Annotated in this window: 21 protein-coding genes; 8 read left to right on the top strand and 13 right to left on the bottom strand. The window is 59.2% G+C overall.

Annotation, left to right across the window (positions count from 1 at the left end; all coding sequences use genetic code 11):
• Positions 1-163 precede the first annotated feature (163 nt).
• Positions 164-859, top strand: a complete 696-nt coding sequence (aqpZ, locus tag ACWR1S_RS03885; RefSeq protein ID WP_454562487.1) for an aquaporin Z — start codon at positions 164-166, stop codon at positions 857-859.
• A 126-nt stretch (positions 860-985) separates the two neighbouring features.
• Here the strand turns inward: aqpZ and ACWR1S_RS03890 are convergent, their stop codons facing one another.
• Entirely contained in the window at positions 986-2,110 is a 1,125-nt protein-coding gene (locus ACWR1S_RS03890) for a GNAT family N-acetyltransferase (protein ID WP_454562488.1), read from the bottom strand.
• A gap of 283 nt (positions 2,111-2,393) precedes the next feature.
• On the opposite strand from ACWR1S_RS03890, the gene ACWR1S_RS03895 reads away from it, so the two are divergent.
• Positions 2,394-3,716, top strand: coding sequence for a putative porin (locus ACWR1S_RS03895; protein ID WP_311886132.1), 1,323 nt, complete (start codon positions 2,394-2,396; stop codon positions 3,714-3,716).
• Positions 3,717-3,911: 195 nt separating this feature from the next.
• On the opposite strand, the gene ACWR1S_RS03900 is transcribed toward ACWR1S_RS03895, so the two are convergent.
• From ACWR1S_RS03900 to aceK, 5 genes are all read right to left on the bottom strand, one after another.
• Positions 3,912-4,151: an anti-sigma factor family protein gene (locus tag ACWR1S_RS03900; protein ID WP_454562489.1), complete on the bottom strand. Its 240-nt coding sequence runs from the start codon at positions 4,149-4,151 to the stop codon at positions 3,912-3,914.
• Complete coding sequence (locus ACWR1S_RS03905) at positions 4,145-4,756, bottom strand: RNA polymerase sigma factor (RefSeq protein ID WP_454562490.1); 612 nt, start codon at positions 4,754-4,756, stop codon at positions 4,145-4,147. Before ACWR1S_RS03905 ends, ACWR1S_RS03900 begins: the two co-directional genes overlap by 7 nt.
• A gap of 137 nt (positions 4,757-4,893) precedes the next feature.
• Positions 4,894-6,015 (bottom strand): beta-ketoacyl-ACP synthase III, encoded by a 1,122-nt coding sequence (locus ACWR1S_RS03910; RefSeq protein ID WP_116028888.1) that lies wholly within the window; start codon positions 6,013-6,015, stop codon positions 4,894-4,896.
• A gap of 319 nt (positions 6,016-6,334) precedes the next feature.
• Positions 6,335-10,246 carry an ATP-dependent RNA helicase HrpA gene (gene hrpA, locus ACWR1S_RS03915; RefSeq protein ID WP_454562491.1) on the bottom strand — a complete coding sequence of 1,304 codons (3,912 nt, stop codon included), beginning with the start codon at positions 10,244-10,246 and terminating at the stop codon, positions 6,335-6,337.
• A 291-nt stretch (positions 10,247-10,537) separates the two neighbouring features.
• On the bottom strand, positions 10,538-12,259 hold the full coding sequence (gene aceK, locus ACWR1S_RS03920; protein WP_454562492.1) for a bifunctional isocitrate dehydrogenase kinase/phosphatase: 1,722 nt from the start codon (positions 12,257-12,259) through the stop codon (positions 10,538-10,540).
• 398 nt (positions 12,260-12,657) lie between these two features.
• Between aceK and ACWR1S_RS03925 the strand changes: the two genes are divergently transcribed.
• Both ACWR1S_RS03925 and ACWR1S_RS03930 read left to right on the top strand, forming a co-directional pair.
• Positions 12,658-14,283, top strand: coding sequence for a methyl-accepting chemotaxis protein (locus ACWR1S_RS03925; RefSeq protein WP_454562493.1), 1,626 nt, complete (start codon positions 12,658-12,660; stop codon positions 14,281-14,283).
• 85 nt (positions 14,284-14,368) lie between these two features.
• Positions 14,369-15,277: a DMT family transporter gene (locus ACWR1S_RS03930; protein WP_212622746.1), complete on the top strand. Its 909-nt coding sequence runs from the start codon at positions 14,369-14,371 to the stop codon at positions 15,275-15,277.
• Positions 15,278-15,398: 121 nt separating this feature from the next.
• Here ACWR1S_RS03930 and ACWR1S_RS03935 read toward each other — a convergent pair whose 3' ends face one another.
• Positions 15,399-16,262 (bottom strand): DMT family transporter, encoded by an 864-nt coding sequence (locus ACWR1S_RS03935; protein WP_454562494.1) that lies wholly within the window; start codon positions 16,260-16,262, stop codon positions 15,399-15,401.
• Between the two features lie 449 nt (positions 16,263-16,711).
• Between ACWR1S_RS03935 and ACWR1S_RS03940 the strand changes: the two genes are divergently transcribed.
• Positions 16,712-17,245: a hypothetical protein gene (locus tag ACWR1S_RS03940; RefSeq protein ID WP_454562495.1), complete on the top strand. Its 534-nt coding sequence runs from the start codon at positions 16,712-16,714 to the stop codon at positions 17,243-17,245.
• Between the two features lie 272 nt (positions 17,246-17,517).
• Here ACWR1S_RS03940 and ACWR1S_RS03945 read toward each other — a convergent pair whose 3' ends face one another.
• Both ACWR1S_RS03945 and cysK read right to left on the bottom strand, forming a co-directional pair.
• Complete coding sequence (locus tag ACWR1S_RS03945; protein WP_034153190.1) at positions 17,518-18,456, bottom strand: aspartyl/asparaginyl beta-hydroxylase domain-containing protein; 939 nt, start codon at positions 18,454-18,456, stop codon at positions 17,518-17,520.
• A gap of 184 nt (positions 18,457-18,640) precedes the next feature.
• A complete protein-coding gene (gene cysK, locus ACWR1S_RS03950; protein WP_454562496.1) occupies positions 18,641-19,615 on the bottom strand; it encodes a cysteine synthase A in 975 nt (324 codons plus the stop codon).
• Between the two features lie 127 nt (positions 19,616-19,742).
• Here cysK and ACWR1S_RS03955 point away from each other — a divergent pair, with 127 nt between their 5' ends.
• Positions 19,743-20,819: a DUF748 domain-containing protein gene (locus ACWR1S_RS03955; RefSeq protein ID WP_454562497.1), complete on the top strand. Its 1,077-nt coding sequence runs from the start codon at positions 19,743-19,745 to the stop codon at positions 20,817-20,819.
• On the opposite strand, the gene ACWR1S_RS03960 is transcribed toward ACWR1S_RS03955, so the two are convergent.
• Positions 20,779-21,075 (bottom strand): DUF2442 domain-containing protein, encoded by a 297-nt coding sequence (locus ACWR1S_RS03960; protein ID WP_454562498.1) that lies wholly within the window; start codon positions 21,073-21,075, stop codon positions 20,779-20,781. The genes ACWR1S_RS03955 and ACWR1S_RS03960 overlap by 41 nt on opposite strands.
• Before the next feature lie 288 nt (positions 21,076-21,363).
• Here ACWR1S_RS03960 and ACWR1S_RS03965 point away from each other — a divergent pair, with 288 nt between their 5' ends.
• Together ACWR1S_RS03965 and ACWR1S_RS03970 are read left to right on the top strand one after the other, a co-directional pair.
• Positions 21,364-22,209 carry an AAA family ATPase gene (locus ACWR1S_RS03965; RefSeq protein ID WP_007911294.1) on the top strand — a complete coding sequence of 282 codons (846 nt, stop codon included), beginning with the start codon at positions 21,364-21,366 and terminating at the stop codon, positions 22,207-22,209.
• A 12-nt stretch (positions 22,210-22,221) separates the two neighbouring features.
• Positions 22,222-23,400: a vWA domain-containing protein gene (locus ACWR1S_RS03970; RefSeq protein WP_158835441.1), complete on the top strand. Its 1,179-nt coding sequence runs from the start codon at positions 22,222-22,224 to the stop codon at positions 23,398-23,400.
• A 107-nt stretch (positions 23,401-23,507) separates the two neighbouring features.
• Here ACWR1S_RS03970 and ACWR1S_RS03975 read toward each other — a convergent pair whose 3' ends face one another.
• The 3 genes from ACWR1S_RS03975 to ACWR1S_RS03985 are packed head-to-tail and all read right to left on the bottom strand — an operon-like array spanning position 23,508 to position 25,872.
• Positions 23,508-24,422, bottom strand: coding sequence for a 5-oxoprolinase subunit C family protein (locus ACWR1S_RS03975; RefSeq protein ID WP_454562499.1), 915 nt, complete (start codon positions 24,420-24,422; stop codon positions 23,508-23,510).
• On the bottom strand, positions 24,419-25,123 hold the full coding sequence (pxpB, locus tag ACWR1S_RS03980) for a 5-oxoprolinase subunit PxpB (RefSeq protein ID WP_454562500.1): 705 nt from the start codon (positions 25,121-25,123) through the stop codon (positions 24,419-24,421). The genes ACWR1S_RS03975 and pxpB overlap by 4 nt, the downstream gene beginning before the upstream one ends.
• A complete protein-coding gene (locus ACWR1S_RS03985) occupies positions 25,120-25,872 on the bottom strand; it encodes a 5-oxoprolinase subunit PxpA (protein ID WP_454562501.1) in 753 nt (250 codons plus the stop codon). Before ACWR1S_RS03985 ends, pxpB begins: the two co-directional genes overlap by 4 nt.
• Positions 25,873-25,922 lie beyond the last annotated feature (50 nt).

The raw sequence follows: 25,922 nt of genomic DNA on the forward strand, positions 1-25,922 counted from the left end.
ACAACCCGCCAACCACGGGCGCTGGCGGTTTTTTTGTGGCCGCTGGAAATCCACCAAATCCCTGCTGTACTCAGCCAAGGTTCCGGAAGGGAGCCTGTCGTAAGTCTGCAAGGATGCACAACGCGATGCAGTCTCGATAGCAGGGCTATCAAGGACGCCTCTCATGTCTCTGTTCAAACGTTCAGTCACTGAGTTGTTGGGTACGTTCTGGTTAGTATTGGGTGGTTGCGGCAGCGCGGTGATCGCCGCGTCTTCACCGTTGGGAATCGGGGTGCTGGGGGTGGCCCTGGCGTTTGGTCTGACGGTGCTGACCATGGCATTCGCCATCGGTCACATCAGCGGATGTCATCTCAACCCGGCCGTCTCGGTCGGTCTGTTCGTCGGCGGTCGGTTTCCGGCCAAGGAGTTGCCCGCGTACATCATTGCCCAAGTGCTCGGCGCGATTCTCGCGGCGGCGCTGATCGCCCACATCGCCAGCGGCAAGGAGGGCTTCGATATCGCCTCAGGCCTCGCTTCCAACGGTTATGGCGAGCATTCACCAGGCAAATATTCGATGGCGGCAGGGTTTGTCACTGAGCTGGTGATGACGGCGATGTTTGTGATCATCATCCTCGGCGCCACCGATAAACGCGCACCGCCGGGACTGGCACCCATCGCCATCGGCCTGGGCCTGACGTTGATCCACCTGATCTCGATTCCGGTCACCAACACCTCGGTGAACCCGGCCCGCAGCACGGGACCGGCACTGATGGTCGGCGGCTGGGCGATTGCGCAGTTGTGGATGTTCTGGGTCGCCCCGTTGATGGGTGCGGTATTGGGTGGCGGGATTTATCGATGGTTGGGCAAAGAAGAAACCTGAGGGGTGCCTGAGATCCCCTTGTAGGAGCTGCCGAAGGCTCGGGCCGCGATCGGACGATCTTTTGATCTTGCTTTTTTGAACATGAAGATCAAAAGATCGCAGCCTTCGGCAGCTCCTACAGGGGATCTAGGTTTGGCGGTAGGGCAAGGCTGTTTTCGCTTCTTCGGCGTAGGCGAGGATGCCGGCGCGTTCCTGTTGCAGGAAATCCTTCACCGCTGCTTTCAGACCGGGATGCCGCAGGTAATGCCACGAATGGGTAATCACCGGTTCGAACCCGCGAATCAACTTGTGCTCGCCCTGAGCGCCAGCATCGAAACGCTGATAACCCTGCGCAATCGCGTAATCCATTCCCTGATAAAAACAGGTCTCGAAGTGCAGTCGATCAAACTCCGCCAGACACCCCCAATAACGCCCGTAGAAACTGTCGCCACCGACCAGACTGAACGCCATCGCCACCGGTCGTGAGCCCTGTTTGGCCAGCACTACGCGAATCGCCTCGGGCATGCGCTCGGCCAGCAGACTGAAAAATTCCCGCGTCAGATACGGGGTCTGACGCCGCACCGCATAGGTATTGGCGTAACAGGCGTAGACAAAATCCCACTGCGCCTCGCCCAGCTCGCGGCCCTCCAGCCACTCAAATTCAAAGCCCTGCCCCGCCACTTGCTCGCGTTCCTTGCGCATCTGTTTGCGCTTGCGCGAACTGAGTACGTCGAGAAAATCCTGAAAGTCGCGATACCCGCGATTCTGCCAGTGATATTGACAGCCAATACGTTGCAGCCAGCCTGGTTGCTCGGCCATTGCAGCGTCGGTGAAAGGATCCGTGAAGTTGATGTGCGCGCTGGAAAGCCCTTCGATCTCCAGGTAACCAGGCAGACTCTTGAGCAGCTCGAAACCGTCTTCGACATTGGCCGCCAACAGGCGCGGGCCGCTGACTGGACTGAATGGCACAGCCGTCAAAAGCTTGGGGTAGTAATCGATACCGGCGCGGGCGCAGGCGTCGGCCCAGCCGTGATCGAACACGTACTCGCCGTAGGAATGCCACTTGCGGTAACTGGGTAACGCGGCGATCAGATGGCCGTCTTCGAAGTGCAGCAAATGCTCAGGTTGCCAGCCAGTGTGGGGGCCGACGCTGCCGCTGTCTTCCAGCGCACTGAGAAAGGCATGGCGCAGAAATGGCTGGTTTTCAGGCACCAGCGCATCCCATGTGGCCGGCGCGATTTGCGACAGGTTTTGCAGGCATTGCAACGGCATCAAAAAGCTCTCCACAACAGGACTTCAGCGCCCGGCGAGTATCGCCGATTGCGCGGCTTTGCACACCCGCAATCGGCCGACAGCGCTCTAGATCAATAGTTCAGGGCAAATCAATATCGTCATCAACCTGCCATCACTGTGCCACTGCTCTGTCATAAACCATCGCGATACTGGCGCCTGTTTTTAGAGCGCCGGGTTCTACCCGGACACTGTTTTCCGACGTTTAAATCGTCGGTTGTGCCCAGGATGGTTCAGCCATCCCCTCTCATCTTCGGAGATTGCTATGCGTCTTGCTTCCACGAAAACTGCGGCGGCCCTGTGCGGTGGCTTGTTGCTGGCCATGAGTGTTCCGGCCAGTGCTGCAGTCGACGCCAAACTGCTCGACATGCTCAAGGCTAACGGTTCCATTTCCCAGGCGCAGTACATCGAACTGCAAACTGAACTGGCCAAGGATCAGAAGGCTCAGCAAATCGCGCAGCAGGCGCAGCAAGAGACCAATGAACAAGTCGCGGCTGTTGCGAAGAAAACCAACGAACAAAGTGTCTTTGACCAGAAACTGGCCTGGGCCGCGAAGACCCAGTTCAAGGGTGATGTGCGTATCCGTCAGGAAACCATCAAGATCGACGGCGAGCCGAACAACGGCGGCCGCGACAAGGATCGTCAGCGTATCCGTGCGCGTCTGGGTGCCTACACCGAGATCAACCCGCAGGTCGACACCGGCATTCGTATCGCCACCGGTGGCGGCGACGATGCCCGTTCCACCAACCAGGACCAGGACAACTACTTCGACAAGAAGCAGATCTGGCTCGACCTGGGTTACATCGACTACCACCCGGATCAGATCAAGAACCTGCACATCATCGGTGGCAAGATGCTCCAGCCGTGGGTCAGCATGGGTGACGTGATCTGGGACAGCGACATCAACCCGGAAGGCCTGGCCGTTACCTACAAATACCCGTTGGGCAGCAGCGCCGAACTGTTCGGCAGTCTGGGTAACTACAACCTCAAGGACAACGTTGACGGCGATGGCGTGCAATTCCGTCATGACCTGCGTCTGACCGCTGGCCAGTTGGGTAGCCGCTTCAACATCACCGACAACCTGAAAGTCACCGTGGGCGGCAGCGTCTACGCCTACCAGAACGACGAAGACAGCCGTTGCACCGGTACTTCCACGCCGTGCGCACTGGCCGTCAACGGCAACTCGGCCAACAACGAATTCCGTCTGTATGAAGGGTTCAGTCAGGTCGACATCGGCGGTCTGCCGATGCCATTGTCGTTCTACGGTCAGTACGTGAAGAACAACGATGCCGTGACCGATCAGGACACCGCGTGGCTGTTGGGTGCCAAGTCGAAAGTCTTCGGCCTGAACCTCGATTACAACTATCGGGACGTGCAGCGCAACGCCGTGGTCGGCGCCTTCACCGACTCCGACTTCGCCAACGGCACCACCGGTTCGCGTGGCCACAAGTTCAAGGTCGGTTACGACATCGACAAGAACTTCGCCATTGGTGCTACGTACTTCCTGACCAAGGCCGACTTCGCCAGCCGTACCCAGCGTGACGCTGATGCCAACACCTTGCAGCTGGACGCGGAAGCCAAGTTCTAAAACGCTTCACCCTTTAGCCCGGTGCGGGCGGGACGATCCCCATCATCCGTTCGTTTCGCTCGCGCCGAGCTATTTCTGCAGGATGCAAGAATCCCCCGTAGGAGCTGCCGAAGGCTCGGGCCGCGATCGGACGATCTTTTGATCTTGATCTTAAAAAAGATCAAAAGATCGCAGCCTCGTTTCACTCGACAGCTCCTACGGGGGATTATCTTTTCGTCGTTGCTCGGCCAGACGTGCGGCCAGGTCATCGATGCCTTCTTCCGGTGTCTCCGGCATCGCCTTCAAGGTGGCTTGCATCACACGCATCTGGCGAATGAAACGCCGACAGTTGGGGCAAAACATCAGGTGATGACGCACCATCAGCTTTTCGCGAAAGCTCAATTGGCCATCGAGATAATCGCTGGAGCGCGCCACTTGTTCCTTACAGGTCAGCATTCTCCGGTCTCCTCAAAATGCTCCACGGTCGCGAAGACTTTCAGCCGCGCACGATGCAGCAGCACACGGACATTGGAGAGCGAGATATCCAGAAGATTACAGATCTCTTCAAGCTCCAGCCCCTGGCGCTCGCGTAACAGCAAAACGCTGCTTTGCAGTTCCGACAGACTCAAAAGAGTGTGCTCCAGACAGTCGCGCAATTCGCCTTCAGTGAGCAGCGCTTCGGGGGTGTCCTGGTGCCAGGCGAACGGGGCGACCAGCCAATGGCCATCACCGGGAGAAAAGCGCTCGTCGTCGATCGTGCCATGGGGCGAAGGCAGGTCATCCATCAACACTTCACGGCGATTTTTTTTGTAACGGCTTTTGGCCGAGTTGGCCGTGATGGTCAACAGCCAGGTCTTGAGACTGGAGCGGCCTTCGAAGGTGGCAATGTGGCGCACCACGGAAAGCCAGGCGTCCTGCACCACTTCTTCAACGTGGCGTTGACCGACAATCGCATACGCCACGGCGCGCATAGCGCTCTGATACGTCGTCACCAGTTCCTTGAAAGCCTGTTGCTCACCGGCCAGCAGGCGCGCATGCAGTTGGGTGTCGTCAGCCGCCATCCATCAATCTCCTGTTCCCGATTCCGAAAATGACGGCGGCAGGTCTTCACCTGCCGCCATTTCCGAAAAATTACAGCGTTTGAGCCGATTCGGATGTAGGAAAGGTCGGCGCGATTAAGAGGAAATTAAACCAATTTTCAACGCTTGCGCAGAATCACGCTGCCGATCGAATAGCCCGCACCGAACGAACTCAACACCGCCAGCGAACCGGCCGCCAGATCGTCCTGATATTTGTGGAAAGCAATGACCGAACCTGCGGAGCTGGTGTTGGCGTAGGTGTCGAGAATCACCGGCGCTTCTTCTTCGGTGGCTTCACGGCCCAGTAACTTGCGCACGATCAGGTGATTCATGCTCAGGTTGGCCTGGTGCAGCCAGAAGCGCTTCACGTCACCGACGTTGAGCTGGTTCTCTTGCAGATGCTCGCCGATCAGCTCGGCAACCATCGGGCAGACATCCTTGAACACCTTGCGGCCTTCCTGCACAAACAGCTTGTCGCGGGCACCAATGCCCTCTTCGGCTGCGCGGTTGAGGAAGCCGAAGTTGTTGCGGATGTTGTTGGAGAACTTGGTCAGCAGCTTGGTGCTGACCACATCGAACTGGTGCTTGGAGGTGGCGGTGTCCGCACGTTCGATGATCACCGCAGTCGCGGCGTCGCCGAAGATGAAGTGGCTGTCGCGATCACGGAAGTTCAGGTGACCGGTGCAGACTTCCGGGTTGACCATCAGGATCGCCCGGGCCTGGCCCAGTTGCACGCTGTTGGCAGCGGCCTGAATGCCGAAAGTCGCCGAGGAGCAAGCCACGTTCATGTCGAAACCGAAGCCTTGAATGCCCAGGGCTTCCTGAACTTCGATAGCGATGGCCGGGTAGGCGCGCTGCAGGTTGGAGCAGGCAACGATCACGCCGTCGATGTCAGCGGCGGTTTTGCCGGCGCGCTGCAAGGCTTGCTCGGCAGCGCCGATGGCCATTTGGCAGAGTACCGACCATTCGTCGTTGGAACGCTCCGGCAGGCGTGGGGCCATGCGTTGCGGATCGAGGATGCCGTCCTTGTCCATGACAAAGCGGCTCTTGATGCCCGAGGCTTTTTCGATGAACGCGGCGCTGGATTCGGTCAGGGCCTGGACTTCACCGCTGGCGATCGCATCGGCGTTGTCGGCGTTGAACTGGGCGACGTAGGTATTGAAAGACTGCACCAGCTCTTCGTTGGAGATGCTGTTGGCCGGGGTGTACAGGCCGGTGCCGCTGATGACGACGTTATGCATGGTCGTTTCTCTAATCTGTTCAGGCAGAAAGTGCTGGAACCGTCGTACCAACACACAAAGGGTCTATTCCCATCCGGGGGACGCAAACCTGGCATCGCTTTATTCCGTCCCGCACCACGGCCGAAGGCTCTGGGTCGCGAAACCGGCGTTTATGGTCGCGAAGTTTGCCATAAACGGGGCCTTTTGGCGCCTTTCTCAAGATCAACACGGATGATCGTTCCCACGCTCCTGCGTGGGAATGCAGCCCGTGACGCTCCGCGTCACTGGACGCGGAGCGTCCCCAGAGGCATTCCCACGCAGAGCGTGGGAACGATCAACGCTACGGTTCTACCTGGGTCCACTGCTTGTTCAGGCGTTTGTCGGAGATCGGCACTTTGGTGCCCAATTGTTGGGCGAACAGCGACACCCGGTATTCCTCCAGCCACCAGCGATACAGCTCAAGCTGCGGATCGCGCTTGCCTTCCTGGGCATGTTTGGCCGCGCGAGTCTGGTATTGCGCCCAGAGGCCGGCGAGTTCGCCGCTCCAGACGCGATCCTTCTGCACCTGCGCGCCGAGCTTTTCAAAGCGCTGCTCGACCGCTTTCAGGTAACGCGGCAACTCCTTGAGCCACTGCATCGGCGTCTCGCGGACAAAACCCGGGTAAATCAGATTGTTGATCTGCTGCTTGATGTCGTTCAGTGCCACAGCCTGGGCCAGATCGATCTTGCCCTTGAAGCGTTTTTGCAGACCGTGCCAGAGCTTGAGAATTTCCAGCGTCAACCGCGCCACGCGCTCGGCGTGCTCGGTCCAGTTGCCGCGTTTGCGCTCGGCCAATGCCGCCAACCCGGCGCCGTCGCGGGGCAACGGGTCTTCGCCCTCAAGAATGCAGCTGTCGAGGCTGGCCAGCAGAATGTCTTCGACCAGCGCATCGACGCGGCCCAGCTCGCGATAGAGCAAGCCCAGTTCGGTTTGCCCCGGCAACTTGCCGCGCAGGAATTTGGCCGGCTCCGCCAGTTGCTGCATCAACAACCGCTGCAAGGCGCGACGGTGCTGGAATTCGGCCTCGGCCGGGGTCGAGAAGCGCCCTTCCTTGACCGTGCCACCCTCTTCGACCAGCGCCGGATACACCGTCATCGACAGCCCGGCGATCTTCTGCTGAGTCTTTTCCGCCACCGGCGCGAAGACTTTGGCCTCCACCGGCTGCTGGCTTTTCGCAGTTTGCGGCACGGCCAACGCGGCTTGGCTGGCTTCGGCAAACCGTGCGGTCAGTTCGGCCAGATCGCGCCCCTCACCGAGGAACTTGCCTTGGCCATCAACGATTTCCAGGTTCATCCGCAGATGCCCTTCGACGCCTTGCTCAGCTTCGGCCCATGCTTCATCGCTGACCCGCGCGCCGGTCATGCGCAGCAATTCGCGGCCCAGCGCCTGCGGCAACGAACCGTAGCCGAAGGTCATGCGTTGCAGCGCAGCTTTGATGAAGTCAGGCACCGGCACAAAATTCTTGCGCAGCGCTTTCGGCAAGTTGCGCACGAGAGCGATGCACTTGGCTTCGATCATCCCCGGCACCAGCCACTCCAGGCGTTCCGGCGGCAGCATCGGCAACAGCGGTGCCGGCACGCGCAGGGTCACGCCGTCACGTGGGTGATTGGGTTCGAAGTGATAGGTCAGCGCCAGTTCCAGATCACCGATGTGCAGCGTGTCCGGGTAATCGCGCGCGGTGACTTCACTGGCCTCGCGGGCCAGTACGTCTTCTTCGCGCATGATCAACAACTGTGGATCTTTCTGGCTGTTGATGCGGTACCAACTGTCGAAGGTCGCGGTCTGGTGAATCTCCGCCGGCAGCCGCGCGTCGTAGAACGCGTACAAGGTTTCTTCGTCGGCGAGAATGTCGCGGCGACGGGCCTTGGCCTCCAGTTCGTCGAGCTGTTCCAGCAGTTGCTGGTTGGCGGTCAGGCACTTGGCTCTGGACTGAATCTCGCCACGCACCAGACCTTCGCGGATAAAAAGCTCACGGGAAACCACTGGATCGACCGGGCCGTAATGCACCGGACGGCGACCGACCACGATCAGCCCGAACAAGGTGATCTGCTCGAACGCCACGACCTGACCGCGCTTCTTCTCCCAGTGCGGTTCGAAGTGATTTTTCTTGATCAGGTGCCCGGCCAGCGGCTCGATCCAGTCGGCGTCGATCTTGGCGACCATGCGCGCGTAGAGCTTGGTGGTTTCCACCAGTTCGGCGGTCATCAGCCACTGCGGGCGCTTCTTGCCAATGCCCGACGACGGATGAATCCAGAAGCGTCGCTGACGCGCGCCGAGGTAATCACCGTCTTCGGTTTTCTGACCGATCTGGCTGAGCAGACCGACCAGCACGGCTTTGTGCAGTTTCGGGTAATCGGCCGGCTCTTTGTTCAGGCTCAACTGCATGTCGCGGCAGATCAGGCTCAACTGGCGATGGGAATCGCGCCATTCGCGCAGGCGCAGATAGTTGAGGAAGTTCTTGCGGCACCAGTTGCGCAGCGGGCTGGCCGTCAATGCTTGGCGCTGCTCTTCAAAGCCACGCCACAGATTCACTAAACCGGCGAAGTCGGAGTCGATGTCTTTCCACTGTGCGTGGGCCTGGTCGGCGGCTTGCTGACGCTCCGGCGGCCGCTCGCGCGGGTCTTGAATAGACATCGCGCTGGCGACGATCAGCACTTCCTGCAGGCTGCCGAGCTTGGCCGCTTCGAGCAACATGCGGCCCATGCGCGGATCGACCGGCAGGCGCGCCAACTGGCGACCCAGCGGGGTCAACTGGCTGTTGCGATCCACCGCCGAGAGTTCTTGCAGCAGGTTGAAACCGTCGCTGATCGCTTTGCCATCCGGCGGCTCGATAAACGGGAATGCGGTGATTTCGCCGAGGCGCAGATGCAGCATCTGCAAAATAACCGCCGCAAGGTTGGTGCGCAGAATCTCAGGATCGGTGAATTCCGGGCGCCCGTTAAAATCTTCTTCGCTGTACAGCCGAATGCAAATGCCCGGCTCGACCCGCCCGCAACGACCTTTACGCTGGTTGGCGCTGGCCTGGGAAATCGCCTCGATCGGCAAACGCTGGACTTTGGCGCGATAGCTGTAGCGGCTGATGCGCGCGGTGCCGCTGTCGATCACGTAACGGATGCCCGGCACGGTCAGCGAAGTCTCGGCGACGTTGGTCGCCAGCACCACACGACGCCCCGGGTGCGACTGGAAAATTCGCTGCTGTTCGGCCGGTGACAAGCGCGCATACAGTGGCAGGATTTCAGTGTGTTTGATCTGGGCTTTGCGCAGCATGTCGGCGGCGTCGCGAATCTCGCGCTCGCCCGGCAAGAACACCAGCACGTCACCGGGGCTGCGACGTTCGCTGCGCTCGTAAGCGGCGATTTCATCGAGGGTGGCGAGGATTGCCTGATCCACCGTCAGGTCATCCTCGACGCGGTTGCCCTCTTCGTCCTGCTCCAGCGTCAGCGGTCGATACCAGGTGTCGACCGGGAAGGTGCGGCCCGATACCTCAACAATCGGCGCGTCGTCGAAGTGCTTGGAAAAGCGCTCCAGATCGATGGTTGCCGAAGTGATGATGACCTTCAGATCCGGGCGACGCGGCAACAGGGTTTTCAGGTAACCGAGCAGGAAGTCGATGTTGAGACTGCGTTCGTGGGCTTCATCGACGATGATCGTGTCGTAGCGTTCGAGGTAGCGATCATTCTGGGTTTCCGCCAACAGAATGCCGTCGGTCATCAGCTTGATCAGGGTGTTGGAATCGCTTTGATCCTCGAAACGCACCTGATAGCCGACCAGCGAACCGAGCGGTGTGCCGAGTTCTTCGGCAACCCGGCTGGCGACGCTGCGTGCTGCGATTCGACGCGGCTGGGTGTGGCCGATCAGACCGTGCTGGCCGCGACCGATCTCCAGGCAGATTTTCGGCAACTGGGTGGTTTTACCCGAGCCGGTTTCGCCGGCGATGATCAGCACCTGATGCTTTTCCAGCGCCTTCTTGATTTCGTCGCGCTTGGCCGCGATCGGCAGACTGTCGTCGTAACGAATCACTGGCAGGCTGGCCTTGCGCGCCAGCACCTGATCACAGGACGCCTGCATGCGCGTCACCCATTGGGCCAGTTTGGCTTCGTCGGGTTTCTTGCGCAGCTCAAGCAACTGCCGCCGCAGCCGGTGACGGTCGGCGAGCATGGCGTGGTCGAGGTTTTTCAGCAGTTTGTCGATGGAGGGCGATTCGTCGGTCATCGGGTAGGCAATTCGGTCGTCTATTTATGCAGGGGGCGGATTGTCGCAGATTTGGGGGATTTGTGGCGTGTCTGGGGGATTGCTGCCCTCACCCTAGCCCTCTCCCGGAGGGAGAGGGGACCGATTGGGGGATGCTTCAAAGGTACATCGACCTGAAAGAGCTTTGCCGAATCCATAATCGCCAAGCTCTTTCAGGTCGGCGTTTGACTTGAGACATCTCGGTAGGCCCCCTCTCCCTATGGGCGGTCCGACGTTTCGGGAGGGCTGGGGTGAGGGTGTTTTTTAAGAGGGCTACTCGTTATCCAAGCCTTTACGCCGATACGGAAAGACATCAATGACCTTCCCCGCCCGAATCGCCTCCTGCAGGCTTTTCCAGTAATCGGCGTTATACAACTCGCCATGCAACTGATCGAACAACTTGCGCTGCCCCGAATCGGCAAACAAAAACGGCGGAAATTCCTCGGGAAACACGTCCAGCGGCCCAATCGAATACCACGGCTCGGAGGCCATTTCGTCCTCGGGCGTGCGCGGCGCAGGGATGTGGCGGAAGTTGGCCTCAGTCAGAAAGCAGATCTCGTCATAGTCATAAAACACCACGCGCCCGTGGCGGGTGACGCCGAAGTTCTTCAGCAGCATGTCGCCGGGAAAGATGTTCGCTGCCGCCAGTTGCTTGATCGCCAGGCCATAATCCTCCAGCGCTTCACGCACCTGCGCCTCGTTGGCGTTTTCCAGATAAAGGTTGAGCGGGGTCATCCGCCGCTCGGTCCAGCAGTGCCGGATCAGCACCGTGTCGCCTTCTACCGACACCGTTGATGGCGCCACGTCCAGCAGTTCTTCAAGACACGCCGGATCGAACTTGCTCAGCGGAAAACGGAAATCGGCGAACTCCTGGGTATCGGCCATGCGCCCTACCCGATCAACGCTTTTCACCAGCCGATACTTTTCGATCACAGTCGCGCGATCAACGTTTTTCGACGGTGAAAAACGGTCCTTGATGATTTTGAACACGGTGTTGAAGCCCGGCAGGGTAAACACGCTCATGACCATGCCACGCACACCCGGGGCCATGATGAACTGATCATCGGTGTTGGCCAGATGGTTGATCAGCGCGCGGTAGAACTCGGATTTGCCGTGCTTGTAGAAACCGATCGAGGTGTACAGCTCGGCGATGTGCTTGCCCGGCAGGATGCGCCGCAGAAAACCAATAAACTCTGCTGGCACCGGCACATCGACCATGAAGTACGAACGGGTGAACGAGAAAATGATCGACACATCGGCTTCGTCGGTGATCAGCGCATCGATCTGAATCCCGCGTCCTTCGCGGTGCAGCAGCGGAATCACCAACGGCCACTGCTCGTCGCGGGTGTAAATACGCCCAACCAGATACGCGCCCTTGTTGCGGTAGAGCACCGAGGAAAACAGCTCGACGCTGAGCTCCGGGTCCTTGCACACCCAGTCCGGCAGGTTCTCACGCAGTTGCGCTTCGAGACGGCGCAAGTCACCGGGCAAATCGGCGTAGTCCTCGCTGAAACGGTAGTCGGCAAAAATGCTCGCGAGCATCCCCGACAACTGCCCCTGCGGTTTGTAGGTGCGGGTTTGCGCGGCGCGGGCACGGCGCAGGCTCGGGCGCGTGGTGTGGATGAACATGCAGCCGTCGCTGATCAGGTCGTGGCTGAACAGCCCACAGAAAATCGAGTTGTACCAGGTCTCGGACAGCTCATCGTCGAAGCGCAGGTCGATGACGCTGATGTAGGCGCTTTTCACCAGCGGCCAGCAACTGACATTCATCAGCGTGTCGTCGTCGAAGTATTCGCGCAGACGGGCGATGGTTTCGCCGACTTTTTCTTCGTAGAGATTGATCCGCGCCGCCGACGCCGTTTGCGTATCCTGCCAGCGCGCCTGTTCGAAGCGTTCCCGGGCGCCGTCGGTGATCCGCCGGAAATGCTCGCGGTAATCGTCAAAGCCATCGAGGATCATCCGGGCGATGTCGGTGGCTGGCCATTGCTGCGGCATAGATGAGACCTCGGCGTGCGTTGGGAAATCTGTGCCTGAGCTTAGCCACGGATGCGCGCGCAGGTGAAGTGCAATTTCTGCCAAATGCGCGTCAGGGTTGTACAGCGACACAGTTTTTAGCAAAGTTTTTTTAATCGACCGTTCGGTCAGTTAATCGCCGTGGCGGTTCTTCTCCTGGCGTTGCGCCAACCCGCGAATTCTCTGGGCTTCGGATCCAATCAGCGCGCCACGCGTCTAGTCCGTGGCTTTGCTGCGGCCGCGCGCACCGCTCACATCGATTCCAGATTGGTCTTACCAAAATGATGGCACTTTGATATACAGCCCGCCATCACCCGCCTCACAACAAGATCCTCGGTCCACGAGGACGACCTCTCCCTCAAAGATCAAGGAGCACATTGATGTCTATCCGGAATCTGCGCATCGGCTTGCGCGCCAGTTTGAGTTTTGCCGTTTTGGCCAGTTTGCTGGTGGTGGTCGGTCTGTTCGGGCTCGGCCAGATGAAAACCCTGCGCGAAAGCGCAGCGGTGATCGAAGAATCGTGGATGCCGAGCATCGAGAGCATTCATGACGCGGCGGCGAACATCGCCAGCATTCGTCTCGAATCACTGCGTCTGATCACCAACTCCCAGCCTGCGGTGCGCGACCGAAGCAAAGGCATCCTCAAGGCGCAACGTGAGGAGTTGCTCAAACGCCTCAACGATCACAAAGCCTTGATCGCCAGTGATCAGGAACAGGCAATGCTCGACGGCTTGAACGTGGCCGTCGGCAAATACCTGAGCATTCTCGATCAGATCGTCAGCCAGATTGAAGCCGGTCAGAACGAGCAGGCCGCCGCCCGTTTAAGCAACGAGCTGGCACCGCAGGGCACGGTGCTCGACAAGACGCTGGAGCAGATGATCAGCCTCAATCAACAAGGTGCAGACGCCGCCGCCGATGCCGCCGCAGCCATGTATGAACGGGCATTCTGGATCGTCGCGTCGATCATCGTGGTCGCCCTGATTGCCACCTTGCTATTGGCCTGGCTGCTGACCCGCAGCATCACCACCCCGATCAACCAGGCACTGGATGTGGCACGACGCATTGCCGCCGGCGACCTCAGCGGCCAGATCGCCAGCACCGGTAAAGATGAAGCGGCGCAGCTACTCGACGCCTTGGCCGAGATGCAAGGCAATCTGCGCTCGACCATTCGCGGTATCAGCGAATCGGCGCAGCAACTGGCTTCCGCTGCCGAGGAAATGAGTTCGGTGATGGAGCAAAGTACCCGCGGCCTGCAACAGCAGAACGACCAGATCGAACAGGCCGCCACGGCGGTCACTGAGATGAGCACGGCGGTGGATGAAGTCGCCGCCAACGCGGTGTCCAGCGCCGAGGCGTCCGAGGCTTCGAACGAGGACAGCAAACACGGCCATGTCCAGGTCAGCGAAACCATCAGTTCGATTCAGCAACTGGTCGATGCGGTACTCGGCGCATCGGAGCAAGCCGAGGGCCTGGCCACTCAGGCGCAGGACATCAGCAAAGTGCTGGAGGTCATTCGCGGGATTGCCGGGCAGACCAACCTGTTGGCGCTCAACGCCGCGATCGAAGCAGCACGCGCCGGTGAGGCCGGGCGCGGCTTTGCGGTAGTGGCCGATGAAGTGCGCTCGCTGGCGCAACGCACGCAGAATTCCACCGAAGAAATCGAGCTGATGATCAGCAACATCCAGCAAGGCACCGGGGCAACCGTTGGCGCTTTGCAGAGCAGTGCCGAGCAGGCGAGTCAGACGTTGCGCCGCGCCAACAGTGCCGGTCAGGCACTGGAGAAAATCACTGCGTCGATCGCGCAGATCAACCAGCGCAATCTGGTGATCGCCAGCGCGGCCGAGCAACAGGCATTGGTGGCGCGGGAGGTCGATCAGAACCTGGTGACCATCCGCGACCTCTCGACTCAAACCGCCGCCGGCGCCACTCAGACCTCGGCCGCGAGCCAGGAACTGTCGCGACTGGCCGTCGACCTCAACGGTCTGGTCACGCGTTTTGTGATCTGATCGGAAAGTTGCATGCTCCAATAGCGGTTGCCTTCGTCAGGGCGCTCGGCAACACTCTCGTCCCGATCAAGGAAGGAGACGCGCCGTGAGCCCTGTCGATATTTTCCGTATGTTGTCGCTGGCGGCCATCTGGGGCGCGAGTTTTCTGTTCATGCGCATTATTGCGCCGGTGATTGGCACGATCCCTACCGGCTTCTTTCGCGTGTCGATTGCGGCCGTTGGCCTGCTGGTGATCCTCGGACTGATGCGCGTGCGCTGGGATTTCAAAGGCAAACTGAAAACCGTGATGCTGCTGGGCGTCATCAACTCGGGGATTCCGGCGACGCTGTATTCGGTCGCGGCCCAGGTGTTGCCGGCCGGTTATTCGGCGATTTTCAACGCCACCACGCCGCTGATGGGCGTGCTGATTGGCGGGTTGTTCTTCAGTGAAAAACTCACCGCGGCCAAACTGGGCGGGGTGTTCCTCGGCCTGTTCGGTGTTGGCGTACTGACCCGCGCCGGTCCCGTGGCATTTGACATGCAACTGTTGATGGGCGCCCTCGCCTGCTTGCTGGCGACCACTTGCTATGGCTTCGCCGGTTTCCTCGCGCGGCGCTGGCTCGATCAGGCCGGTGGCCTGGACAGTCGTCTGTCGGCGCTGGGCAGCATGCTCGGCGCGACGTTGTTCCTGTTGCCGTTGTTCGGGTATAGCGTGATCACTTCACCGCCGGTCAGTTGGGGCGGCTGGAATGTCTGGCTGTCGCTGCTGGGCCTGGGTCTGGGCTGCACGGCGTTTGCCTACATCATTTACTTCCGCCTGCTCAGTTCGATCGGCCCGGTGAAATCGATGACGGTGACCTTCATGATTCCGCCGTTCGGCGTGTTGTGGGGGGCGTTGCTGCTGGATGAGCCGTTGTCGATGGCGCACATTTATGGCGGGGTGTTGATTGCTGCGGCGTTGTGGCTGGTGTTGAAGCCTGCTGTGGTGAAACCTTCGCAGGTGACAGCCCGCTAGACTTCTGGCGCTGCTGAAATGGTGATCGCGAGCAGGCTCACTCCTACAATTGGAATGCGTTCCCCTGTAGGAGTGAGCCTGCTCGCGATCGGCGGCCTAAAAGCCGCCACCTGACGATCTGTTAGCGGGTTTTACGGAACACAAACGCCAGACCGACAATGATCAACAGCATCCCCAGCACACTCAACGCCGCCAGGCGATTGCCGAAAATCACATAGTCCATCACTGCCGTCACCGCCGGCACCAGGTAAAACAGACTGGTGACGTTCACCAGGTTGCCCCGCGCGATCAGCCGATACAGCAACAACGTCGCCAGCACCGAGACCACCAGCCCCATCCACAACACTGGCACGATAAAGCCTGTGCTGTGTTCAAAGTGGAACGGCTGGAACGGCACGAAGATCCCACACAACAACAGCCCGGCCAGATACTGCACCGGCAGCGTACCGAGAGGATTGTCGGTGATGCGCTTCTGCATGATCGAACCCAGCGTCATGCTCGCCAGCGCCAACAGACCAAACAGCATCCCCGCCCAGGACATCCCGGCCAGACCGATGCCTTGGTAAACCACCATGATCAGGCCCGCCAGCCCCAGCGCCAGTCCGAACATCCGGCTCGCCGAGCGCTGCCGCTCCATCAAGACCACGGTGAGAATCGGCTGCACGCCCATGATGGTCGCCATCACACCGGGGGTGACTTTGGTGTTGAGCGCCAGCAGATAGAAAATCTGATACGCCCCCAACAACACCACACCCGTGGCGATCGCAAACAGCATCGGCTTTGCGCCCTTGGGCAACTTCAGCTTGAGCAGCGGCGCCAACAGCAGAAGCCCACACAGGGCAATCACAAAGCGAATCAGCAGAAAGGCAAACGGTGAAGCGTGGGCCAGACCCCACTTGGAGAAGATCGCCCCGCTGCTCCACAGCAGGACGAACAAGCTCGTGGACGCGGCCGCGAGCGCGGATTTTTTCGATAGGACAAACATGAATACCACCTGTAGTCAGGCAAGAAGCCAACTCAGCCGAAGCTGAAATTCAGTAGGTTTTTCTGGCGGGCGCAGGGCTCAGCAAAAACTGCCGATCAGCCCGAAACGCCAACGCCCGGCGGTGATACGACTGCGCACACCGGCGTGCTACTGACAGGTGGGGGGTAATGACTGATCTGCTGGGGCTGCTGATTCCCGCACGGCACGACGCCAGCGTTGACCGCTGAATCGACTACCGCGTTGATGAGGGATGCAGGCATTGGCGCAGATCTTTTTTGAAGGGGTGGAGCGTGAGCGATGCGGCTCACGAGCACCGACTATAACCAGCGTGGGACATGGATTGCAATGATTTGGACAAAGGGCCAGCAGGGACAGTTGGCTGCAAGGTGAATAGGCTGGATCGCAATTGCGACACCCCACCATGGAGGACAAGGAATGCACGGGATCACATGCCAAGGGAACGGACGTATTTGCGCTACCAAGTGTATAAATCACAGGCTAGGAAACAGGCTGGGGTTACTTTCGCAAAGCTGCACAAAGACTTGTTGCAGCAAGGGATAGTGGATGTTGATCACTCCAGAGTTCGTTTCGAAGCAATCGATGCTCAAGCGCTGACTGCCTATGAAGAATGGTTCGATCCTCATTTCTCTTGGCAAGATGTAGTCAGGTGGAAGGCCAAAGAACCACTTAGCTTCGATTTGGCAATCTGGTTTGATCAGGAGTTATGCGGACTTTGCTTTGCAAACCCTAATCAGAGCCGGTTGCGAGTGAAAATTGTGCGTCTGGAAGGAAAGCCCGATAACGATCACCCTCTCAAAAGCCGAGTTGCGACATTTGCCTTGACTGCCGTGACTCCCTTCGCGCGAATCATCGGCAGTACCCAAATTGAAATTCAGGAACCTCTCCCTGGAGTGATTTCCCTGTACCGGCAACTGGGTTTTGAATTCGATTCGGAGGGTAGGCTTGTGAAGCTGATTTGGTAAGACTAGTATCGAGCAACTGCTCATTTAATGATCAACGCCGGAGGCACCATGAAGGCTGCCGTTGAAAAAAAGGCGCCAGGCGCCAGATCGATAAAAGCTGATAGAAAACGCTCTTCTGGAAAGTTGTCTGAACGGGAGTTGCACCGAATCAGAGAAGCATTGGTGAATCCAGCCGCGGAAGAGCCAGGAGGCGTCCTCGCTGGCGCCTCGTTCACCTTCTCTTCATAAAAAAACCGCTCACAAGGAGCGGTTTTTTATTACAACATCCAGCCTCAGCCAAACAGCCAATACCCCAACAACGTCAACACCACCACCGCCAGCACCGGCCGCATCACGCGGTAAGCCTTCGGATGACGGCGTTTCCACTGTTTGACCACGCCACTGAACTTGTCGCTGAAGTTCTTGCTCCAGGCATAGGCTTGGTTGATCCCGCCAACGCGTTCATCGTCGAGGTTCTGCGGTGCGGTGGCACGCCCGAGCCAGGCGCTGATCGCGCGGTTGATGCGGGTCATGAGGCGATTGCTCAGCGGACGCTCGACGTCGCAGAACAGAATCACACGGGTTTGGTCGGTTTCGTTCTTGACCCAGTGCACGTAGGTCTCGTCGAACATCACGTCTTCACCGTCGCGCCAGGCGTAAACCTGACCGTCGACGAAGATCCGGCAATCGTCGGAGTTCGGCGTCGACAGGCCGAGGTGATAGCGCAGCGAGCCGGCAAACGGGTCACGATGCGGGTTCAGGTGACTGCCACCCGGCAGCAACGCAAACATCGCCCCTTTGACGTTGGGAATCGCGCTGACCAGCGCCACGGTTTTCGGGCACAGGGTTTCGGCGGAAGGCAGCGGTTTGTCGTACCACTTGAGGTAGAAACGCTTCCAGCCCTTTTTGAAAAACGAGCCAAAACCGGCGTCGTTGTTCTTTTCCGCCGCGCGAATGTAGCCTTCATCGAACAGATGCATGGCTTCGTCGCGAATGGTTTCCCAGTTATCGCGCAGTACGTCCAGTTCCGGGAATTTGCTGCGATCCAGGTATGGCTTGGACGGCACGCCGGAGAACAGGTACATCAACGCGTTGTACGGAGCGAACAGCGCCGAGTGGTTGACGAACTGGCGCAAAACCGGCAAACGCGCCTTGCCGCGCAAATGCACATAGAGGATGCTGCCCACGAACAGCAGCAGCACCAATACCTTGGCGGCTAACGAAAAGGTCATCAACGACTCCTTGAATAAAGACAACGCTGCGCAATGCCTTTTACCCGGCATGGCAGCCGGCCATGATAAACACTACCGGCGCCGGGCAAAACCCGCCTTACACAAGATTCAGTGTTAAGAATTGCGCAACAAAGCATTTATTAGCATAACCATCCTGAACCCCGGCTGACCTGAATCAACTGGACTACTGCTGAGTCTCCTGTTCAGTGAACAGATCGCTGAACAACATGCTCGACAGATAACGCTCGCCGGAGTCCGGCAGAATCACCACGATGGTCTTGCCCTGCATCTCTGGCGTCTCGGCCAGACGCACCGCCACGGCCATCGCTGCACCGCAGGAGATGCCGCACAAAATCCCTTCTTCCTGCATCAGACGCAGCGCCATCGCCTTGGACTCTTCGTCGGTAACCTGCTCGACCCGGTCAACCATCGACAGATCAAGGTTCTTCGGTACAAAACCGGCCCCGATGCCCTGAATCTTGTGCGGGCTCGGCTTGATCTCTTCGCCGGCCAGCGCCTGGGTGATCACCGGCGAAGACATGGGTTCCACCGCCACCGACAAAATCGGCTTGCCTTGCGTGTTCTTGATATACCGCGACACGCCGGTGATGGTTCCGCCAGTGCCGACGCCTGCCACGAGTACATCAACAGCACCGTCGGTGTCGTTCCAGATCTCCGGACCGGTGGTCTTTTCATGGATGGCCGGGTTGGCCGGGTTATCGAACTGTGCCGGCATGAAATATTTGTCGGCATCGCTGGCGACGATTTCGCCCGCTTTCTCGATCGCGCCCTTCATGCCTTTGGCAGGCTCGGTAAGCACTAGTTCGGCGCCCAGTGCCTTGAGGACTTTGCGGCGCTCGATGCTCATCGAGGCCGGCATGGTCAGCATCAATTTGTAACCACGCGCGGCAGCCACAAAGGCCAGACCGATGCCCGTGTTACCCGAGGTCGGCTCGACAATGGTCATGCCCGGCTTGAGTTTGCCGCTGCTTTCGGCGTCCCAGATCATGTTGGCGCCGATCCGGCACTTGACCGAATAACCGGGGTTGCGCCCCTCGATCTTGGCCAGGATGGTCACACCGCGCGGCGCGATACGGTTGATCTGCACCAGCGGCGTATTACCGATGGAATGGGCGTTGTCAGCAAAAATACGGCTCATGGCTGGGTCCTTATGCAGCATTGAATTCAGCCTTCCAAGGTATGCCTGTTGCCTGGCGCAGTCCAGTCGGGTCGAACGTCTGCGCGGCGTAACAGTCAATCGCTTACATCGTCAGGGAATTGCCGTCATGAAGCGTCGCTACAGTTGGCCACTAGGGATTTTTGCCGTCGTCGTTGTGCTGCTGATCGCGCTGCACATCGCCCTGCCTTACATGGTGCGCGACTACCTGAACGGCAAGCTGGCGGACATGGGTGACTATCGGGGCCAGATCACTGATGTCGATCTGGCCCTATGGCGCGGCGCCTACAAGATTAACGGCCTGAAAATCGTCAAAGTCGACGGCAAGGTGCCGGTACCGTTCGTCAATGCGCCGCTGATCGATCTGGCAGTCAGTTGGCATTCGCTGTGGTACGACCATGCTGTTGTAGCGCAGGTCAAATTCGTCAAACCTGAAGTCAACTTCGTCGATGGCGGTGCCAACAAGCAGAACTCTCAAACCGGTCAAGGTACCGACTGGCGCGCGCAACTGGGCAAATTGCTGCCGATCACCCTCGACGAAGTGCAAATTCATGAGGGCAAGATCAGTTTCCGCAATTTCAACTCGAAACCGCCGGTCAACATGAACGCCACGAACGTCGAGGCCAGCATCTACAACCTGACTAACGTCGTCGATAAACAGGGCAAGCGCGATGCCCGTTTCGAGGGTAAAGCTCTGCTGCTCGGCCACGCACCGCTGGAAACCACCGCCACGTTTGACCCGCTGAGCAATTTCGAAGACTTCGAATTCCGCCTGCGCGCCAAAGACATCGAACTCAAAAGCATGAACGACTTCGCCTCGGCTTACGGCAAGTTCGACTTCAACGCCGGCCACGGTGATGTGGTGATCGAGGCCCAAGCCAAAAAAGCCCAGGTCAACGGCTACATCAAACCGCTGCTGCGCGATGTCGAAGTGTTCAACTGGCAGCAGGACGTGGAAAACAAGAACAAGAGCATTTTCCGCTCGGTCTGGGAAGCACTGGTGGGCGGCACGGAAACCGTGCTGAAGAACCAGGCGAAAAACCAGTTCGCCACCAAGGTCGAACTCAGCGGTAACGTGCATCAGCAAAACATCAGCGCATTCGAAGCGTTTTTGCAGATTTTGCGTAATGGTTTCGTTCAGGCATTCAATGCCCGGTATGAGCGGCCGAAGCCGGACGCGGGTTAGAGTTCATCTCTGGAAAAGCATCCAGATATAGAGTATCGGCGCCAATCTGAATATCCGGGGCCTGCCATTCAACGGTCCAACCTTTATCGCCCAAGATGGCAGTCGCAAAGACTTGGGGATCAAGCAAGGGCTGCAACTGCTTACACGTTTGAATATCTCGACTCAAATCGAGTGTCAGCGCTCGACCATCAACAAAGTCCAGTGCAAGCCGGCAATCAGAGAGTGCAGTAACAGCCGCCAAGCGTGGTCGTTTCATGGATAGCATCAATTCAGCGCCTCCGGGCACATGGGGACTGCTTCGCAGCCCAGCGGGAGCAAGCTCCCTCGCCACAGATTCAGTGGACATCCTGAAGGCTATCGTCAAATCAACGAGGCCTGAATACTGGCCATCGGCCGAGACTGAGTCAACATGTGACGCCCCATTCAGAGACTGAATAAGCCGTCTGCGTTCACAGTCGACCGGGCTGCGCGTTATAGTCGGGCATCCGATTATTTCGCCCCCGCCCTGCCCGTCAGGTCGGCGTTACCGTTCGAGGATTAGCAGATGAAGTTCGAAGGCACCCAGGCCTACGTCGCCACCGATGACCTGAAGCTGGCGGTCAACGCCGCCATCACCCTGGAGCGGCCGCTGCTGGTCAAGGGCGAGCCAGGCACCGGCAAGACCATGCTCGCCGAGCAACTGGCCGAATCGTTCGGCGCCAAGTTGATCACCTGGCACATCAAGTCCACCACCAAGGCTCATCAGGGCCTCTACGAGTACGATGCGGTCAGCCGTCTGCGCGACTCGCAACTGGGCAATGAAAAAGTCCACGACGTGCGCAACTACTTGAAGAAAGGCAAGCTCTGGGAGGCGTTCGAGTCCGAAGAGCGGGTCATTCTGCTGATCGATGAGATCGACAAGGCCGACATCGAGTTCCCCAACGACTTGCTGCAAGAACTCGACAAGATGGAGTTCTACGTTTACGAGATCGACGAGACCATCAAGGCCAAGAAGCGCCCGATCATCATCATTACCTCCAACAACGAGAAAGAGCTCCCGGACGCCTTCCTGCGCCGCTGCTTTTTCCACTACATCGCCTTCCCCGACCGTACCACCCTGCAAAAAATCGTCGACGTGCACTACCCGGACATCAAGAAGGATCTGGTCAGCGAAGCGCTGGACGTGTTCTTCGACGTGCGCAAAGTGCCGGGCCTGAAGAAGAAGCCGTCGACCTCGGAACTGGTTGACTGGCTGAAGCTGCTGATGGCCGACAACATCGGCGAAGCGGTGCTGCGCGAACGCGATCCGACCAAGGCGATCCCGCCACTGGCCGGTGCCTTGGTGAAGAACGAACAGGACGTGCAATTGCTTGAGCGCCTGGCGTTCATGAGCCGTCGTGGCACCCGCTAAGAGGCTGATGCCATGTTGCTCAACCTGTTCAATGAAATGCGTGCGGCCAAGGTGCCGGTGTCGGTGCGCGAGTTGCTCGACCTGATCAACGCGCTGAAGCAGCGCGTGACCTTCGCCGACATGGACGAGTTTTATTACTTGTCGCGGGCGATTCTGGTGAAGGACGAACGCCATTTCGACAAGTTCGACCGCGCGTTCGGCGCCTATTTCAATGGCCTCGAAAAGCTCGACGATCATTTGCAGGCGCTGATTCCCGAAGAGTGGCTGCGCAAGGAGTTCGAGCGTTCGCTGAGCGATGAGGAGCGCGCGCAGATCCAGTCCCTCGGCGGTCTGGACAAGCTGATCGAAGAGTTCAAGAAGCGCCTGGAAGAACAGAAGGAACGTCACGCCGGCGGCAACAAATGGATCGGCACCGGCGGCACTAGCCCGTTCGGCTCCGGTGGTTTCAACCCGGAAGGCATTCGGGTCGGCGATGCTGGCAAGCGCCAGGGCAAAGCCGTGAAAGTCTGGGATCAGCGTGAGTACAAAAACCTCGATGATTCGGTGGAACTGGGTACCCGCAACATCAAGGTTGCCCTGCGCCGCTTGCGTAAATTCGCGCGTCAGGGCGCAGCGGAAGAACTGGACATCGACGGCACCATCGACCACACCGCTCGTGATGCCGGTCTGCTGAACATTCAGATGCGCCCCGAACGACGTAATACCGTGAAGCTCTTGCTACTGTTCGACATCGGCGGTTCGATGGACGCCCACGTGAAGATCTGCGAAGAGCTGTTCTCGGCCTGCAAGACCGAGTTCAAGCATCTGGAGTACTTCTACTTCCACAACTTCGTTTACGAATCGGTGTGGAAGAACAACATGCGCCGCACCTCCGAGCGCACCTCGACCCAGGATCTGCTGCACAAGTACGGCGCCGACTACAAAGTGATCTTCATCGGTGATGCCGCCATGGCGCCTTATGAAATCACCCAGGCTGGCGGCAGCGTCGAGCACTGGAACGAAGAGCCGGGTTATGTGTGGATGCAGCGTTTCATGGAAAAGTACAAGAAGCTTATCTGGATCAATCCGTATCCGAAGGACACCTGGGGCTATACCTCGTCGACCAACATCGTGCGGGATCTGATCGAGGATCAGATGTATCCGTTGACGTTGCGCGGGCTTGAGGAAGGGATGCGGTTTCTGTCCAAATGACGACCAGATCGTTCCAACGCTCTGCGTGGGAACGCATCCATTGACGCTCTGCGTCACAGGGACGCGGAGCGTCCCGGGCGGCATTCCCACGCGGAGCGTGGGAACGATCAAAAGCGCTGCAGATATTTGATCTGCTCACGGTGCGCGACGTCCTGCACCACCGGCCTTAACCGCACCTGCGCTCCCGGCAGACACTGCGCCAGCCGCGCCAACGCTACCGGCGTCAACGCCCCCAAACGTGGATACCCGCCAATCGTCTGCCGATCATTGAGCAACACAATCGGCTGCCCGTCCGGCGGCACCTGCACCGCTCCGAGCGGAATGCCCTCGGAAATCATCGGCTGCCCCTGATACTGCAACGTCTTGCCGAGCAAACGAATGCCCATGCGATCAGCGCGACTGTCCAGTGTCCAGGCACTGTTGAACACATCAAACAGGCTCTGCCCGCTGAACTGGCCGATCTGCGCGCCGAGCACCAGATCCAGCGGCGCATTCGATTTCAAATCCGGCCGTGAATCCACAGGCACTTCGCGAACACACAGCGATTCACCGCGATAACTCAGTGCCGCCCCCTTGGCCAGCGGCAAGCCCAGGCCATCCAGACCGCCGAACTCTTCGCGCACCACTGTCGCGCTGCTGCCCAAGACCTTGGGGGCCTCAAAGCCGCCGGGCGCCGCCAGATAAGCCCGGGCACCGAGCAGCGGTTGCGTGAACAGCAACTTCTGTCCTTTACCCAACTTGAAACTGCGCCACGGCGCCAGCGGCTGCCCGTCAATCTGTGCGCCAAGATCTGCGCCGGCCAGCGCCAGCAAGCAATCGTCTTCAGCGATGACGGCAAACCCGCCAAGCGTGATTTCGATCACCGGTACATCCAGTCGATTGCCCAGCAACCAGTTGGCCCAGCTCATCGAACACCAATCCGCCGCACCGCCCTGGGTCACCCCCAGATGCCGCACGCCGAAGCGTCCTGCGTCCTGCAACAGGCACAGCGGTGTACTCGCTTCAATCGTCAGCCGGCTCATGCCTGCACCTCCAGTGGCGTGTCGTCGCCGCCCAGATTGACGAATTCAGCGCGACTTACCGCTTCGAATCGCACTGTGTCGCCGGGTTGCATCAGGCTGTAGCCATCACGGTTGCGGTCGAACAATTTCGCTGGCGTGCGACCGATCAGGTTCCAGCCGCCGGGAGAAACCACCGGGTAGGCCGCCGTCTGCCGTTCGGCAATCCCGACGCTGCCGGCAGCGACTTTCTTGCGTGGCGTGTTCAGACGCGGCGCGGCCAGAATCTCTTCGACCAGGCCCATAAAGGCGAAGCCCGGTGCAAAACCGAGAGCGAACACTTGATATTCGCGACCGCTGTGCCGACGGATCACCTCTTCTACTGCCAGCCCACTGCGCTCAGCCAGCAAGCGCAGTTCTGGCCCGACGCTGAGGTCGTACCAGACCGGCAACGCGTGACATTGGCCGCCGCTTCGCGCATGGGGCGACAAATCAACCAGCGCCTCAGCAAGCAATTCCCGCGCCTGATTCGGATTCAAAACCGTCAGGTCGTAATGCACCATCAACGTCGTATACGACGGCACCAGATCAATCAGCTGTGCGCCGAACACCGAACGCAAACGCTCACTGGCGGCCAGCATCCACGGCATGTTGGCTTCGGCGATTTCATCGAACAGACGCAGCATCAGGCAATCCAGCGCCACCACTTCAATCCTTGGATTCATGAGGCACTCTGCTGACTCAGGGCCTCGCGAATGCGCTGCACGGCGGCCACCGAACTGGCGTTATCACCGTGCACGCAGAGGGTATTGGCGTGCAGGCGCAAGGCGCTGCCATCGCTGGCGGTGAGGTTGCCGCCACGGGCGATGGTCAGGGCTTGTTCGATGATTACCTCGGGGTCGTGATGCACCGCGCCCGGCAGTTGTCGTGAAACCAGTGTGCCGGCGCTGTCGTAGGCGCGGTCGGCGAAGGCTTCGAACCAGAGTGTCACGCCGTACTCATCGCCGATCTGCTGCGCAGCGGAGTTATCGCGGGTGGCCATCAGCATCAGCGGCAGGCTGCGGTCATAAGCAGCCACCGCCTGGATCACCGCACGCAATTGCGCCGGGTTGGCCATCATGTCGTTGTACATCGCGCCGTGGGGTTTGACGTAACTGACGCGTCCGCCCTGGGCTTTGCAGATGCCGTCGAGGGCGCCAATCTGATAATGCAGAATGTCTTGCAGCTCTTGCGCCGAATACGCCATGGAGCGACGGCCGAAACCGACCAGATCCTGATAGGCCGGGTGCGCACCGATCTGCACGCCGTGGCTCAACGCCAGGCTGACGGTCTTGCGCATGATGCTCGGGTCGCCGGCATGGAAACCGCAGGCTACGTTGGCGCAATCGATGAAGGGCATGACCTCGGCATCCAGACCCATGGTCCAGCTGCCGAAGCTCTCGCCAATGTCACAATTCAATAGCAGGCGGCTCACGGTGAACACTCCTGTAGGTGCTTGTCTTTCTATCCGTAGGACAAATGCCC

The organism is Pseudomonas sp. AIG, assembly GCF_977020205.1.